This window comes from Marinobacter sp. KM021, assembly GCF_050707965.1.
Taxonomy (GTDB): Bacteria; Pseudomonadota; Gammaproteobacteria; order Pseudomonadales; family Oleiphilaceae; genus Marinobacter; species Marinobacter shengliensis.
The window spans coordinates 3,128,839-3,142,738 of record NZ_CP136129.1 but is presented as its reverse complement, the minus strand read 5'-3'; the positions used below and the strand labels follow the sequence as shown (position 1 = coordinate 3,142,738).

Sequence of the window (13,900 nt, the reverse complement as noted above, 5' to 3'; positions counted from 1 at the left end):
AAAGATTGGTCAAATACCGTTAACCCAGTTTTTGACCCAGGGGACCGCCTCGGTTTCGGGCTCCATGGTTTCCAGGGCATCAACCCTCAATGTTTCACCCACTTTGCGGGCACCGGTCTCGTAAAGAGCTTCTTCCATAAGGTCGCCGGCGCCGCAAAAGGTGTCTCCATAGGAGCTATCGCCCAGCACGATGACCCCGAACGGCCGGCCTGGTTGCTGGGGGAGTTGGTCCCGAAGGTCAACATAGAGCGTTAGAAGGTTGGCCGGAACTTCGCCTTGGCCCGTGGTGGAGGTGCAGACTAACAGGGCATCATCGTTGGAGGTTATGTCATCCAGGGTCGGATTTTCCAGGACCGCCACCTGGTGACCGTCGACTTCCAGTTCCTCGCGAATCTTGCGGGCTGTCAGCAGGGCGCCACCATAAACACTGCCAACCAGAACTCGAATTGCTGCCATGTCACCACCTATGCTTTGTCAGGACTTTGGCCCTTTGGCCAACCGGGGCTGATCATAGCGATGGTGTCCTGTGGGCTCAAGCCCGGGTTTCGGTTGCTTCCGGGGTGTCCTGGCTTCGTACCCGGGGTGCAATGCGGTTTCGGCCCGCGTCTTTGGCGTTGTACAACTGGATATCAGCCTGTTTTAGTAGCTCAGTTACTGAACCCGCCTTGGAAATGGAACAGACTCCGGCACTGATGGTGACCGGCAGGGTCTCGCCCTGATACTGGAACTGTGTACTGGCCACCTCCGCTCGAAGCCGCTCGGCCAGGGCCAGGGCCTGCAGCAGGCTGGTGTCTGGCAGCAGCAGGAGAAATTCTTCCCCGCCCCAGCGGGCCGCCAGGTCGGATTGCCGCACCACAGTATGGGTAAGGTCGGCGAACTGACGGAGCACCGAGTCGCCAGCGTTGTGGCCATGGTCGTCGTTGATGCGCTTGAACAGGTCCAGATCAATCAGCACCACAGAGAAATGGTGGCCCGCGCGTTTAAACCGGGAGAACTCGGTATTCAGCCGGTTCTGCATTTCCCGACGGTTGGCCAGCCCGGTCAGTTCGTCAGTTCGGGCCGCACGTTCATGGGCTTTTGCCAGGGCCAGAAGCCTGTTCCTGGCCCGCAGGCGCCCCGCTTCCAGTACAAAGCAGAAAATGGATTCAAAGGTCAGGGTGGCGAAAAAACGAATCTTGAAGTCGGTGGAATATTCCGCAGTCACCAGTGGCAGCCCGGGGAACTGGAAAACAATGATCGCCAGCAGATAACAGAACAGCAGAATGGCGGTGCCGCCTTTCAGACTGGTCAGGTAGAACAGCAAGGGCGGGAATACATAGAACCACAGCGGGCCGGTGTTGCCCTCGCCGCCGGATGCCAGCAGGTAGGCAAACAACAGGCCGACGGTGGTCAGCAGGCCGGCCTTCTGCACAACCCGGTCCCGCGTCCAGGCGTACCAGATCATGTTGAACGCAACAGGAACAATAAACAGCCAGAGCACCCAGGCATGAACCGGGTGCTCCGCATACCAGGCCTTGGTGCCAATGCCCGCCAGAAACACGACGGCCATCACGGACAGGCCATTGAGCAATCGGGAGATTTGCCGCTCTTCTTGTTCTCGGGAGCTGGCGTGGTCGGCTAGGGTGTCGTGGGTCATGGGCGCTTTTATCGTTTTTTGACGCTCTTTCCGGAAGTATGCGCCAAATTATATAGCATTTGCAGTCCCTCTTTACGGGAGTGTGACGCCTGCCTAGTGTGTCAGTTTTGTTTCAATTTTATGGCAAAAATTTTATAGTTTGCCCCCCCCGTGGCATGACTGCCCGATGTCCATTCAGCTCACAAGAGATGACATTGCTTATGGCCCGCTCCAGCAACTTTCTGGATACCCTGCTCACCAGCCCCGCCACGGAACGGTATCGGGTCGGGCTGAGCGTTCTGTTCCTGCTTATCGTCTGGCTTGTGGTTGGTTCCTTTAGCCAGGGCCTGCCCAATAATATGCTGTTGATGGCTGCTGCTGTTATTGGTGGGTACATGGCCATCAACATAGGTGCCAATGATGTCGCTAATAATGTCGGCCCGGCAGTTGGCTCCGGTGCCCTGTCGCTGGGTGCTGCGGTTTTGCTGGCGGCGGTGTTTGAGGCCGGTGGCGCGATCATTGCCGGTGGCGATGTGGTCTCAACCATCAAGGGTGGCATTATTGATCCCACCAGTCTCGATGACCCGCGCGCCTTTGTCTGGCTGATGACGGCAGCCCTGCTCGCAGGCGCCCTGTGGTTGAACCTGGCCACCTGGATGGGCGCGCCCGTGTCAACTACCCATTCAATTGTTGGTGGCGTTCTGGGGGCCGGTATTGCCGCTGGCGGCTGGGCCATCGCCGACTGGTCGGTGATGGGCAAGATCGCTGCCAGTTGGGTGATTTCCCCGGTGTTGGGTGGTGCCCTGGCGGCGTTGTTCCTGATTGTGATCAAAAAAACCGTGCTGTACCAGAAGAACCTGGTGTCAGCGGCCCGCACCTTCGTGCCCTGGCTGGTGGCCATCATGGCCTGGGCTTTTGGCACTTATCTGATGATCAAAGGTGTGAGCAAGCTGGTGAAGCTGGACTTCACCCAGTCCGCCTTGATTGGTCTGGCATTGGCGGCAGTGGTGTTTTTCACCATGAGAGCCCTGGTTGGCCGTAAGGCGGCGACGATGGAGAACAGCATCGATGGTGTGAATATGCTGTTCACCTGGCCGCTGATTTTCGCGGCAGCACTCCTGAGTTTTGCCCATGGCGCCAACGACGTGGCCAACGCTATTGGCCCGCTGGCGGCCATTAATGATGCCATCCAGGCTGGTGGCGGTGTGGTCACCTCGGCCAGCATCCCGCTTTGGGTGATGATGGTCGGTGCTCTGGGTCTTGCGGTGGGCCTGATGCTGTTTGGCCCGCGCCTGATCAAGACGGTTGGCAGCGAAATCACCGAGCTGGATAAAACCCGTGCGTTTTGTATTGCATTGTCCGCAGCACTTACCGTTATCCTTGCTTCCCAGTTGGGGCTGCCGGTCAGTTCCACCCATATTGCCATTGGTGGCGTATTCGGGGTTGGTTTCCTGAGGGAATACCTGAAATCCAACTATGCCACCCAGTTGCATAAGATCATGGAGCACCATGACCCGGCGGAGCAGGAGCGACTGAAGCCGTTCCTGGATGATTTCCGGAATGCGTCTGTCGAGGAAATGGAGAATCTGCTGAAGCAGGCCAAGCAAAAGAAGGATCAGGTGCCGCTGACCAAGTCTGAACGCAAGCGTCTGAAGAAGATCTACAAGGAGGAAATGGTCAAGCGCTCGCACCTGTTCCGGATTGCTGCGGCGTGGATCATCACTGTGCCGGCGTCTGCCCTGATGGCGGCGTTCCTGTTCTTCACCCTGCGTGGTTTGATGATCTGATGGTTTATGCGGGGCTGGTTACCGCCCCGCGGATTGGCCATACTATAGGCATCAGGCCCTGAGCGGGCCGGTTTGCTTTAACGCTATCCATAATCGGGGAGTCAGGAATGAGTTCATCTTCCGAGAGCCGTCAGGCCAAGATGATTGAAGAGTTGCGGGTGTTCATCAAGAAGGTGATGAGCGAGCCGACGATTGCGGTTAAATCCATGGATATTGCCCGTAAGTACAAGGGCCAGCCGAATTCAGATGAGTTGATCGCGCGTGAGATCAGTGCCAACACCACCATCCGGATTCCGGAGAACTGGAGTGAGGCGGACAAGATGTTCCTGGAGATCCTGCACGAGGTGCTGGATGACGAAGAGGCCCTGTACTGAAGGCTGTTCGCGGTTGTCGACGGCGTTAGCGGTTTGCAAGGTTTTACACGCGGATTTGTCCGTTTACGCTACACTCTCATTGGGTCATGGTCATACGCTGTAAAATCTGGTGGCGTTCATGGGAGAGACAATCGTCGAGCGGCAAGTTCCAGTCACTGATCTCGAGATCGGTATGCACGTCGTGCGGCTGGATCGCCCCTGGGAAGAAACCTCCTTCTTGTTGCAGGGTTTCATTGTAAAGTCCGAGTCCGACATATGGGCTCTGCGGGATCAATGCGACTTTGTCTACATTGAGGGTCGCGAAGTCAGTCCGGCAAGTGGCCCAAGTAAATCCGTAAGAAATCAGCCAAGCAAGCAAAGCAAGACCTCCTCTCTATTCAATTTTTTTGGCCGACATAAGGGCCGCCCTTCAACGGCGGATGCTCCCCGGGGAGGGGGCAAAAAACCTATCAGGGTGAACTACATCAACAAAGTGGCCCTTGGTGATGAGATTGGGCGAGCCAGTCAGTTCCATCGAGAGGCAAAAACGGTCGCGGACAGTATCATGTCAGGCCTGCGAGTGGGGCGGGCATTGGATCTCAATAGCGCCCGCAAGGTCGTCAACCAGTGTGTGGACAGTATTCTCAACAACACCGACGCCATGCTTTTGCTGACCAAGCTCAAAGAGCGTGATGATTACACTGCTGAGCATTGTATGAACGTGGCGATCCTGTCCGCAGCTTTCGGAAAACACCTGGGCCTGCTTGAAGGTGAAATTCGCACCTTGGGTCTTTGCGGTCTGTTGCACGATGTGGGCAAAGCGAGAGTCCCTTTGGACATCCTCCAAAAACCGGGCGCACTGACGCCGGATGAATTCGCCGCTATGCGGCGTCACGCGGATTATGGTCGGGATATCCTGATGTCGTCAGGACGTTCTCTGAATGCTGCTGTGGATGTGGCTTACAATCATCATGAGCGGCTGGATGGCAAAGGTTATCCGCGATCACTCAAGGCAGCGCAGATCCCCTATTTTGCGAAAATAGTCGCCATCATTGACACGTATGACGCCATCACCAGCAATCGAGTTTACGACACCTGTCGCTCCTCCATGACCGCTCTGGAAATCATTTACAAACACCGGGGCGCCCAATTCGATGGCGAGTTGGCAGAGGAGTTTATCCGATTTATTGGGATCTACCCACCGGGGTCGCTGGTAGAACTCCAGACCGGGGAGCTTGCCGTTGTCACCGAGGCCAACCCAAGAAACAGACTTCGCCCAAGGGTGCTTCTGGTAACCAGCCCCGACAAAAGCAGGCTTGCTGAACTCAAAGCATTAGATCTGGCCTTGGCTCTTGCCGATGAAAAGAACGCTCTTTACGCCATCAAACGCGAACTTCCGGACGGGAGCCACGGTATATTACTGAAAGAATTGATGGATGCCGGTTTGAAGCTGGCTTTGCCAGTGACGGAATCTGCCTCGGACTGACCATGGGTCAGCCATTAGCCCGTTTGTCTCTGTTATTTTGGGTCAGTACCGTGGCTGCCATCTGGTTCAGAACAGCCATTTCGTCGCTGATGCCGTTTTCCCACGACAGCTCTCGCTGCTCCTCAAGAATGTCCTCCAGAATATCCGGTGTTGTTAACGGGTTGGCCAGGACCACCCGGAAAACGATGCACGGGAAGTGGTAGTAGCGGGCCGGCTCCAGTCGGGTTCGGGAGACAAATGCCTTGCCTCTCTCCCGCTGGGTTTTCTGGATGAATTTTGTGATACGGTTCAGGCAGGTGTTCATTTTCTCTGCCTGCAGTTCGTCGGCCATGGCCAGTGCCTGGCGTACGTCTTCCGGACAATAACGGTAAGTCAGGATGTTCAGTTCCGGCCGGGTAACCAGTTCGAAATCCGGTTGTTCATCGATCATGTTGGCAAAGGTTTTGGCTTTGTCGATGCCCTGGTCGATGAGAATTTCGTAGCCTTCTCTTGCGAGGATTTTCAGGCCTGAGTGGATCAGCATGGCCATGCCCGGGCGGGAGCCTTCCAGGGTGGTGCTGCCGAGGTCCCGGGAACCTTTTCGGATGATGTACTGGGCGTGGTGTTCTACCGCGCTGGCGAGGCTGGGGTCTTTGAAGACCACCAGACCGGCGCCCATGGGTACGTAGAGCTGTTTGTGCGCGTCGAAGGTGACCGAGTCGGCTTTCTCGATGCCGCGCAGCAGGTGTTTGTGGGTGCGGGAGAACAGGGTTGGCCCGCCCCAGGCGGCGTCGACGTGGAAGTGGGCGCCGAATTCCCGGGCGATGTCGGCCATGGCGTCCAGCGGGTCGACGTTGCCGGTTTCGGTGGTGCCGGCCACGCCGCAGATAGCCATGACCTTGATTTTCTGCTTTTGCAGTTCCAGGCATTTGTCCCGCAGGGCATCGGGCTGGATACGGTTGAATTCGTCGGTTTCCACCGGCACCAGGGCATCCCGGCCCAGGCCGAGTACGTCGGCGGCTTTGCGCAGGGAATAGTGACCGCGCTTGGAGACAACGATGGCGGCGCCTTCGCAGCCATAGTACCTCAGTGCCCGGAACAGGCCTTCTTCGTGCAGGCCGCGGAAGCTGCCTTCGGCGGGGAAGGCGCGGTTGCGGGCGACCCACAGGGCGGTGAGGTTGGCAACGGTGCCGCCGGAGCACATGGCGCCCAGGGCGTGCCGGGGGTCGTGCATCCATTTGCGGTAGAAGGAGCCGTCCTGCTGGTACACCAGCCGGTGAATCATGCCCAGTACCTGGCGCTCCAGCGGGGTGAAGGCTTTGGAGGTTTCGGTTTTTACCAGGTTCTGGTTCAGGGCAATCATGATTTTGGACAGCGGCAGCATGAAGTAGGGCAGTGCCGAGGTCATGTGGCCGATGAATGCCGGTGAGGCGGTGTGCACCGAGTTGGCGACCAGTTTGTCGAGCAGGAATTGGGCCTGTTCGGAGACGAATACGGGCTTTTCCGGAATCACGGAGTCGGCGAAGTTCTTTTCGACATCGCTCAGGTCGCGTTCAACGGCGACGATGTGTTCCTGCAGGAAGCCGGCCAGGTTCCGGGAGATGTTCTGGTCGATGCGGCTCAGGGTGGATTCCGGCGCCTCGGGCACCGTGAATACGCGATACATGGCCTCAACGGAGGCCTGGGCGGATTTTTTCTTTCCGGTCATAGAGCCACACACTTCTTTCAGTGGTTATCCGCAAGGTCGGTTCCGGAAACCCGGCGGACGAAGCCGGGCGTTGCCCGACACTCGTAGTATAGCCTGCGTGATTACAGGTCATGTATTCCCTGAGGGGCGGTAGTATAAGGCCTGAACAGCAATGACGCTATGCCCTGCGGGCGCTGGTGTTACGGCGCCGGGGCTATCAGAGGATTTCCCGGTGAACATCCAGGATGGCGGCGTCGATGCGCTCCTGGATGTCTTTTTCGACCTGGTCGAGGCGCTGGGTGATTTGCTGGGCGCTGGCGCCGAGGGCGGCGATGGTCCAGGTGGCGCAGTCCAGTGCTTCCTGGTCGGCGGTTTCGGCAACGGCCAGGTCGGGTTCTTTGCCCCAGATGGCTTTCATGGCGGTGAAGGCTTTGCGTTTGGCTTTGAGGTCTTCGCAGGCGTAGAGCTGGAAGTGTAGGGTGAGGACGCCTACGTGGGGGGTGATGTCCTGGTGCTGTTGTGGGTTTTTGCCTTCTTTGAGCAGTTTTCTCAGGGCTTCTGACATGTCTGGTTTGGCTCGTTTGGTGCAGGAACCGGTGAGGGTGGGCTGTTCAAAACACGCTGTGGATACGTCCTTGTACGCTCTGCTCCGCCATCCATGGCTCCGCAAGGTTTTGAACAGCCCACCCTCACCGCTTCCCGAACGGTATACGGTGAGTCGCTTCAGCCGGTTGCCCTGGCTTTCGGGACAGGCTGTCTGGGTTTCCCCTAGCCTACTACAGGCGTCCCCCGTTTGATAATCGCCGCCGGGTTGGTGCCGGAGGGCAGGTTGCCGTAGTTCATGCCGCCGTTGTGTTGCAGGCGGGAGGCGCAGAAGGCGTCGGCGACGTGTTTGTCGCCGAAGCGCAGTAGCAGGGAGCCTTGCATGGTCAGGGCCAGGCGGTCGACGAGGTTGCGGGCCCGGTACTGGAAGTCGCTGATGTCGGCGAAGTCGTGCTGGAGCTGTGCCAGGAATTGGTCGAAGCGGCGGTCGGTGCCACGGGCTTCGGCGGCTTCTTTGAAGAAGGCGTCCAGGGTTTCGGGCTCTTTCTGCAGGGCGCGGAGGGTGTCCAGGCACTGGACGTTGCCGCTGCCTTCCCAGATGGCGTTGACCGGGGATTCCCGGAGCAGTCGGGGCATGATGCAGTCTTCCATCACGCCGCTGCCGCCGATGCATTCCATGGCTTCGTAGGCGTGGTTGGGGGTGCGTTTGCATATCCAGTATTTGCCGACGGGGGTGGCCAGGCGGGCCAGCAGGCGTTCGTGTTCTTTGTTCTGGTTGTCCATGGCCCGGGCGACGCGCATGGTGTAGGCGAGGGCGGCTTCGTTTTCGATGATCAGGTCGGCCAGGACGTTCTGCATCAGCGGCTGATCGCTGAGGGTTGCGCCGAAGGCGCTGCGGTTGTGGCAGTGGTGGGTTGCCTGGGCGACGGCCTGGCGCATGCCGGCGGCGCTGCCGATCATGCAGTCGAAGCGGGTCATGGCGACCATTTCGATGATGGTTCTTACGCCGCGGCCTTCTTCACCGACCATCCACGCCAGGGCACCGCGGATTTCCACTTCGCTGGAGGCGTTGGCGACGTTGCCCATTTTGTTTTTCAGCTGCTGTACCTGCCAGGGGTTCTTGGTGCCATCCGGGCGCCACCGGGGCATCAGGAAGCAGGACAGGCCGCTGGTGGTCTGGGCCAGCACCAGGAAGGCGTCGCACATGGGGGCGGAGACGAACCATTTGTGACCAACCAGCTCATAGGGCTGGCCCGGGCCTTCCTGGCCGGTCGGGTAGGCCACGGTAGTATTGGCACGTACGTCACTGCCGCCCTGTTTCTCGGTCATGGCCATGCCGATGGTGACGGAGGTTTTGTCACCGTCTGGCACGTTGCGGCTGTCGTATTCGTTGGCCAGGATTTTCGGGGCCCAGAGTTTGGCCAGGTCAGGCTGGTTCTGGATCGACGGGATCGCTGCGAAAGTCATGGTGATCGGGCAACAGTGCGCCGCTTCTACCTGGGAGTGCAGGTAGTATTTGGCGGCGCGGGCGACGTGGGCGCCTTTGCCGGGGTTAGTCCAGGGCGAGCTGTGCAGGCCGTTCTCCAGGGCCACGCGCATGAGTTCGTGGTAGGCCGGGTGGAAGGTCACCTCATCTACCCGGTGGCCGTAGCGGTCGTGGGTGCGGAAGGAGGGCTTGTTGGCGTTGGCCTGATTACCAAGGTCAATGGTATCCGCCTGGCCGGCCCAGGCGCCGAACTGACTCAGGTCGTCGTTGGCGAAGCCGGCGCCCTCGCGCAGTACCGCCTCCCGCAGCGCGTTGTCCTGTTCGTAGAGGTTGTAGTTCTCCAGCGGCCGTGGCTGGTTGATCACCTCGTGGGTGGCCGACAGGTAGCGGTTGTCGGCGGTGGACTCGGTCTTGCGCTGCGGGCTGTTCATGGTTAGCTCCTGGTGCCGGTCAACCCCCGTATGCAGAAGCAGACGATGGTGTTGACCAGCTCATCTTCGTTGTTGTCTTGCCCCGGCGGTATGTCTGTCTGTGTTGGTGACAGAGGCCCCACCAGGGATTCTGATATCGCGCCCACCAGGCAGGTACTGGCGAGCCGTGCGTTTTGGTCCGGTATGCAGCCTTCGGCTATGCCATCCCGGATCGCCTGTTCAAACAGGCTGGCGTAAGCCTTTCGGTAAACCAGTCGCTCTTCTTCTACCTTCGGATCCACCGGTTCGGCGATCAGGGCCCAGGCCTTCATGGGGCCTTTGAGGGCCCTCTGGGCAAATTTCCTCAAGGCGTTGTCTAGGCGTTCAACGGCGTTTCCGGATACGTTGAGCGCTTCGGCCACCTTGTCGACTTCCCGCTGGGTGGCCAACCGGAAGATTTCGGCAAAAAGGTCCTCGCGGGACTCGAAATGCCGATAGATGGTGCCGGTGGCAACGCCGGCCAGGCCAGCAATCCGGGTGATACGGGCGCTTCGGAAGCCGCCTTCAGCGACACATTCCCAGGTGCGCTCGATGATGTTCTGGCGTGCCCGGGCTTTCCGTTCGCGCATCTTTTCGGTTTCACGATAGGCCATGCCGGCTCCTTACAAGTAGTGAATCACGGTTCATTCTTTGTGTCAATTTGCGGTTGTTTGTTTTGTCATGCAAGACATCTTTAAAATCATGGGCTTGAAATTGGATACAAAAAGTTACAAAAAAGTGGTTGTCAGGAAATAGCGTCGTCACCAAAACCGGATTATAAAGACGCCAAGACGGGGCCGCAGGCGGCCGGCGGTCGAGACGGGGTGCTGTCAGGCGCAGAGCCAACAGTGCTTGTAGTTCTGTTTTCGTTGATGGAGAAAATACCATGAGTGAATTCGACGAAAGCAATCTGGAGCAGTCCGGTAACTGGACCAGCGACAGTGATGATAACCATTCCATTGCCGGCAGGGCACGGGTCAGGGCCCAGTTGCAGGCTGATATCGAAGCATTCCTGCAAAGTGGCGGTCGGATACAGGAAGTGGACACCACGTTCCGTGCGGACTCCCCACGCAAGGTGGAAGTAGGGTTTAACAACCGATCCGTCTGATTCCCTTCATTGGCGGGCGGCGACTGCCATCCTGAGGCAGGGCCGTCCGTTTTTTGTCACTGGATTGTCATCGGTCAACGGCACACTGGGCTCAAACCTGCAATGCGTGGCCTCTGGGGTGTATGATGTCATCACTTTCCAAGGCCATCCATATTCAGGAGGTTATCCGTGTCCAAACAGCGCCCGCCGATTTCAAGCCGAGCCTATCCGTCGACTCGTTTGCGCCGTAATCGCGCCAGCGATTTTTCCCGCCGTCTGGTTCGTGAAAGCCAGCTGTCGCCTGATAACCTGATCTACCCGGTGTTTGTGCTTGAAGGCGAGAACCAGCGTGAGGCGGTGCCGTCCATGCCGGGGGTGGAGCGCCTGAGCGTCGATCTTCTGGTGGAGCAGGCTGCGGAACTGGTGGAGCTGGGCATTCCAGCGGTGGCGCTGTTTCCGGTCGTCCCTGCTGAGAGGAAGAATCTGTCTGGCTCGGGTGCCTGGGATTCGGACGGCCTGGCTCAGCGGGCGGTTCGTGCCCTGAAGAAAGCTCAGCCGGAACTGGGCGTGATCACCGACGTTGCCCTGGACCCGTTCACCACCCATGGTCAGGATGGCATTATTGATCACAACGGTTATGTGTTGAACGATGTCACCGTTGAAGCTCTGGTGAACCAGGCGTTGTCCCATGCCGATGCCGGGGCTGACGTGGTTGCCCCTTCAGATATGATGGACGGTCGCGTGGCGGCTATCCGCGATGCCCTGGAAGGCGCCGGTTATGTGAATACCCGGATTCTGGCCTACTCTGCCAAGTATGCCTCCAGCTATTACGGCCCGTTCCGGGATGCGGTCGGTTCTGCCGCCAACCTGGGCAAGGCCGACAAGGCGACGTATCAGATGGATCCGGCCAACAGTGACGAAGCCATTCATGAAGTGGCGATGGATCTGGCCGAGGGTGCCGATATGGTCATGATCAAACCGGGCATGCCCTACCTGGATATTGTGCACCGGGTGAAAACCGAACTGCAGGTGCCAACGTTTGTCTACCAGGTGAGTGGTGAGTACGCCATGCATATGGCCGCTGCGCAGAACGGCTGGCTGGATGGCGATGCGGTGATGATGGAGAGCCTGATGGCCATGCGCCGTGCCGGTGCTGACGGCATCCTGACCTATTTTGCAGTGCGCGCGGCGAGACTGATGAGGGATCGCTCGCGGGCATAGAGGGGCTTGAAGGCGCCCGAAATAACCATGGATATAAAGAGTAATGACAACCGAGAATGCGCAAACCGCAGAGATCAGTGACCAGAGTGTGCCTGCGCCGGTAGATGTACCGCCGGTGGGTGAAGACATCAATCTGGACGCCAGTGAAAACTATTTCAACCGCGAGCTGAGTCAGCTTCAGTTCAACTACCGGGTGTTGAAGCAGGCGCTGGATACCACTCATCCGCTGATCAACCGGTTGATCTTCTGCTGCATTTTCAGCAGCAACATGGACGAGTTCTTTGAAATCCGGGTGGCGGGCCTGCGCCAGCAAATGAAGTACGGTCGGGAGACCGTGGGCGTGGACGGCATGCAGCCAGACCAGGTGCTGGCGGAGATCAGCCGGGTGGCCCACGACTACATCCACGAGCAGTACGACATCATCAATAACGTGCTGATCCCCGAGCTGGAGAAAGAGAACATTCACTTTGTCCGGCGCCGTGAGTGGACGCCGGCCCAGGCAGAGTGGGTGCGGAACTACTTCGAGGAAGAGATATTACCGGTGGTCAGCCCCATCGGGCTGGATCCGTCGCACCCGTTCCCACGCCTGGTGAACAAGAGCCTCAACTTCATCGTTGAACTCGATGGCAAAGACGCCTTCGGTCGGGAAACCGGCATGGCCATTGTGCCCGCCCCCCGCTCCTTGCCTCGCCTGGTTCGGCTGCCGGATGACGTCTGTGACGGCGGCGACAACCTGGTGTTTCTGTCATCAATGATCCATGCCCATGCGGACGAGTTGTTCCCGGGCATGGAAGTCAAGGGCTGTTATCAGTTCCGGTTGACCCGTAACGCTGACCTTGAGCTGGAAGACGACCTGGAAGACCTGGCCTCGGCCCTGCGCGGCGAATTGTTGAGTCGCCGGTTTGGTGACGGAGTGCGTTTGGAGGTGGCCGACAACTGCCCGGAGGAGTTGGTGCAGTTTCTGTTGCGGGAGTTCGGTCTGACCGAGCGGGATCTGTATCAGGTGCATGGGCCGGTCAACCTGACCCGTCTGATGGCCGTTGGCAGCCTGGTGGATCGCCCCGACCTGACCTATTCCAGTTTTTCACCCTCGATTCCGCGCCAGATTCGCAGCAAGGAATCCATGTTTGATGCCATCCGCAAGCGGCCCTTGCTGTTATTGCATCCCTATGAAAACTTCAGCCCGGTGGTCGACCTGCTGCGTCAGGCGGCGAAAGATCCCCATGTGCTGGCGATCCGCCAGACCCTGTACCGCACCGGAGCCGACTCCGAAATTGTCGAGGCGTTGGCGGATGCCGCCCGACGGGGTAAGGAAGTGACTGCCGTTATTGAGCTGCGGGCCCGGTTCAGCGAGGCAGAAAACCTGGAGCTGGCAAGCCGTCTGCAGGAGGCGGGGGTTATTGTGGTATACGGCGTGGTGGGCTACAAAACCCACGCCAAGATGATCCTGATTGTGCGCCGGGAAGAAGGCCGGCTGCGCCGTTATGTGCACCTGGGTACCGGTAACTACCATGCCGGTAACGCCCGGCTGTACACCGATTACAGCTTCCTGACCTGCGACGAATCCATCGGTGACGATGTCAACAAGCTGTTCCAGCAGCTGACCGGCATGGGCAAGGCATTGAAGATCAAGAAGTTGTTTCACGCCCCCTTCACCCTGCACAATCGCCTGATCAGTCTGATAGAGCGGGAAGCCGGGCTTGGGGAGAACGGGCGGATTATCTTCAAGTTCAACGCCCTGACCGAGCCGCAGGTGATCAAAGCCCTGTACCGGGCGTCCCAGGCCGGTGCCAGTATTGATCTGATCATTCGTGGTATCTGCTGCTTGCGTCCCCAGGTGCCGGGCCTGTCAGAAAATATCCGGGTGCGGTCCATCATCGGGCGCTTTCTGGAGCATACCCGGGTATATTACTTCGGCAACAACGGCAAACCCGACGTTTACTGTTCCAGCGCCGATGGTATGGAGCGGAACCTGCTGAGCCGGGTTGAGACCGCCTTCCCGATCGAAGAGCCGGCGCTGATCGAGCGGGTGACCGAGGATCTGGATACCTATCTTTCAGATAACTGCCAGTCCTGGGTATTGCAGTCTGATGGCAGTTATCTACAGAATCAGCCAGAAGAAGGTGAGGAGCGCCTGGCTTCGCAGCTGGTGTTGCTGGACCGGTTAACCTCTAAACCGAATTAATACGCTGGCCCCGGCCAGCAGG

At 58.6% G+C, this 13,900-nt stretch carries 12 protein-coding genes; 6 read left to right on the top strand and 6 right to left on the bottom strand.

The genetic code is table 11. From position 1 onward, the window contains the following. Window positions 1-9: 9 nt before the first annotated feature. Both RVM24_RS14815 and RVM24_RS14810 read right to left on the bottom strand, forming a co-directional pair. On the bottom strand, window positions 10-456 hold the full coding sequence (locus tag RVM24_RS14815) for a flavodoxin (RefSeq protein ID WP_058091525.1): 447 nt from the start codon (window positions 454-456) through the stop codon (window positions 10-12). A 76-nt stretch (window positions 457-532) separates the two neighbouring features. After that, on the bottom strand, window positions 533-1,636 hold the full coding sequence (locus RVM24_RS14810) for a GGDEF domain-containing protein (protein ID WP_058091524.1): 1,104 nt from the start codon (window positions 1,634-1,636) through the stop codon (window positions 533-535). A 200-nt stretch (window positions 1,637-1,836) separates the two neighbouring features. Between RVM24_RS14810 and RVM24_RS14805 the strand changes: the two genes are divergently transcribed. From RVM24_RS14805 to RVM24_RS14795, 3 genes are all read left to right on the top strand, one after another. Beyond that, complete coding sequence (locus RVM24_RS14805; RefSeq protein ID WP_058091523.1) at window positions 1,837-3,402, top strand: inorganic phosphate transporter; 1,566 nt, start codon at window positions 1,837-1,839, stop codon at window positions 3,400-3,402. 107 nt (window positions 3,403-3,509) lie between these two features. After that, entirely contained in the window at window positions 3,510-3,776 is a 267-nt protein-coding gene (locus RVM24_RS14800) for a hypothetical protein (RefSeq protein ID WP_058091522.1), read from the top strand. Window positions 3,777-3,894: 118 nt separating this feature from the next. Next, window positions 3,895-5,241, top strand: coding sequence for an HD-GYP domain-containing protein (locus RVM24_RS14795; RefSeq protein WP_058091521.1), 1,347 nt, complete (start codon window positions 3,895-3,897; stop codon window positions 5,239-5,241). A 7-nt stretch (window positions 5,242-5,248) separates the two neighbouring features. Here the strand turns inward: RVM24_RS14795 and panP are convergent, their stop codons facing one another. The 4 genes from panP to RVM24_RS14775 form a co-directional block, all read right to left on the bottom strand. Beyond that, window positions 5,249-6,928 carry a pyridoxal-dependent aspartate 1-decarboxylase PanP gene (gene panP / locus RVM24_RS14790; protein ID WP_058091520.1) on the bottom strand — a complete coding sequence of 560 codons (1,680 nt, stop codon included), beginning with the start codon at window positions 6,926-6,928 and terminating at the stop codon, window positions 5,249-5,251. Between the two features lie 196 nt (window positions 6,929-7,124). Next, window positions 7,125-7,472: a DUF503 domain-containing protein gene (locus RVM24_RS14785; RefSeq protein WP_058091519.1), complete on the bottom strand. Its 348-nt coding sequence runs from the start codon at window positions 7,470-7,472 to the stop codon at window positions 7,125-7,127. 203 nt (window positions 7,473-7,675) lie between these two features. Beyond that, complete coding sequence (locus RVM24_RS14780) at window positions 7,676-9,367, bottom strand: isovaleryl-CoA dehydrogenase (RefSeq protein WP_431474277.1); 1,692 nt, start codon at window positions 9,365-9,367, stop codon at window positions 7,676-7,678. 2 nt (window positions 9,368-9,369) lie between these two features. After that, window positions 9,370-9,999: a TetR/AcrR family transcriptional regulator gene (locus RVM24_RS14775; RefSeq protein WP_058091517.1), complete on the bottom strand. Its 630-nt coding sequence runs from the start codon at window positions 9,997-9,999 to the stop codon at window positions 9,370-9,372. Window positions 10,000-10,271: 272 nt separating this feature from the next. On the opposite strand from RVM24_RS14775, the gene RVM24_RS14770 reads away from it, so the two are divergent. From RVM24_RS14770 to ppk1, 3 genes are all read left to right on the top strand, one after another. Next, window positions 10,272-10,493 carry a hypothetical protein gene (locus tag RVM24_RS14770; protein WP_058091516.1) on the top strand — a complete coding sequence of 74 codons (222 nt, stop codon included), beginning with the start codon at window positions 10,272-10,274 and terminating at the stop codon, window positions 10,491-10,493. Between the two features lie 168 nt (window positions 10,494-10,661). Beyond that, window positions 10,662-11,693 carry a porphobilinogen synthase gene (gene hemB, locus RVM24_RS14765; RefSeq protein ID WP_171039992.1) on the top strand — a complete coding sequence of 344 codons (1,032 nt, stop codon included), beginning with the start codon at window positions 10,662-10,664 and terminating at the stop codon, window positions 11,691-11,693. Between the two features lie 43 nt (window positions 11,694-11,736). Further along, a complete protein-coding gene (gene ppk1, locus RVM24_RS14760) occupies window positions 11,737-13,878 on the top strand; it encodes a polyphosphate kinase 1 (RefSeq protein WP_138435918.1) in 2,142 nt (713 codons plus the stop codon). The last annotated feature ends 22 nt before the right edge of the window (window positions 13,879-13,900 follow it).

What these genes read in the sequence shown, in the direction of transcription:
- RVM24_RS14815 (WP_058091525.1), bottom strand. Translation starts at nt 456, where the DNA reads ATGGCAGCAATTCGAGTTCTGGTTGGCAGTGTTTATGGTGGCGCCCTG.
- RVM24_RS14810 (WP_058091524.1), bottom strand. Translation starts at nt 1,636, where the DNA reads ATGACCCACGACACCCTAGCCGACCACGCCAGCTCCCGAGAACAAGAA.
- RVM24_RS14805 (WP_058091523.1), top strand. Translation starts at nt 1,837, where the DNA reads ATGGCCCGCTCCAGCAACTTTCTGGATACCCTGCTCACCAGCCCCGCC.
- RVM24_RS14800 (WP_058091522.1), top strand. Translation starts at nt 3,510, where the DNA reads ATGAGTTCATCTTCCGAGAGCCGTCAGGCCAAGATGATTGAAGAGTTG.
- RVM24_RS14795 (WP_058091521.1), top strand. Translation starts at nt 3,895, where the DNA reads ATGGGAGAGACAATCGTCGAGCGGCAAGTTCCAGTCACTGATCTCGAG.
- panP (WP_058091520.1), bottom strand. Translation starts at nt 6,928, where the DNA reads ATGACCGGAAAGAAAAAATCCGCCCAGGCCTCCGTTGAGGCCATGTAT.
- RVM24_RS14785 (WP_058091519.1), bottom strand. Translation starts at nt 7,472, where the DNA reads ATGTCAGAAGCCCTGAGAAAACTGCTCAAAGAAGGCAAAAACCCACAA.
- RVM24_RS14780 (WP_431474277.1), bottom strand. Translation starts at nt 9,367, where the DNA reads ATGAACAGCCCGCAGCGCAAGACCGAGTCCACCGCCGACAACCGCTAC.
- RVM24_RS14775 (WP_058091517.1), bottom strand. Translation starts at nt 9,999, where the DNA reads ATGGCCTATCGTGAAACCGAAAAGATGCGCGAACGGAAAGCCCGGGCA.
- RVM24_RS14770 (WP_058091516.1), top strand. Translation starts at nt 10,272, where the DNA reads ATGAGTGAATTCGACGAAAGCAATCTGGAGCAGTCCGGTAACTGGACC.
- ppk1 (WP_138435918.1), top strand. Translation starts at nt 11,737, where the DNA reads ATGACAACCGAGAATGCGCAAACCGCAGAGATCAGTGACCAGAGTGTG.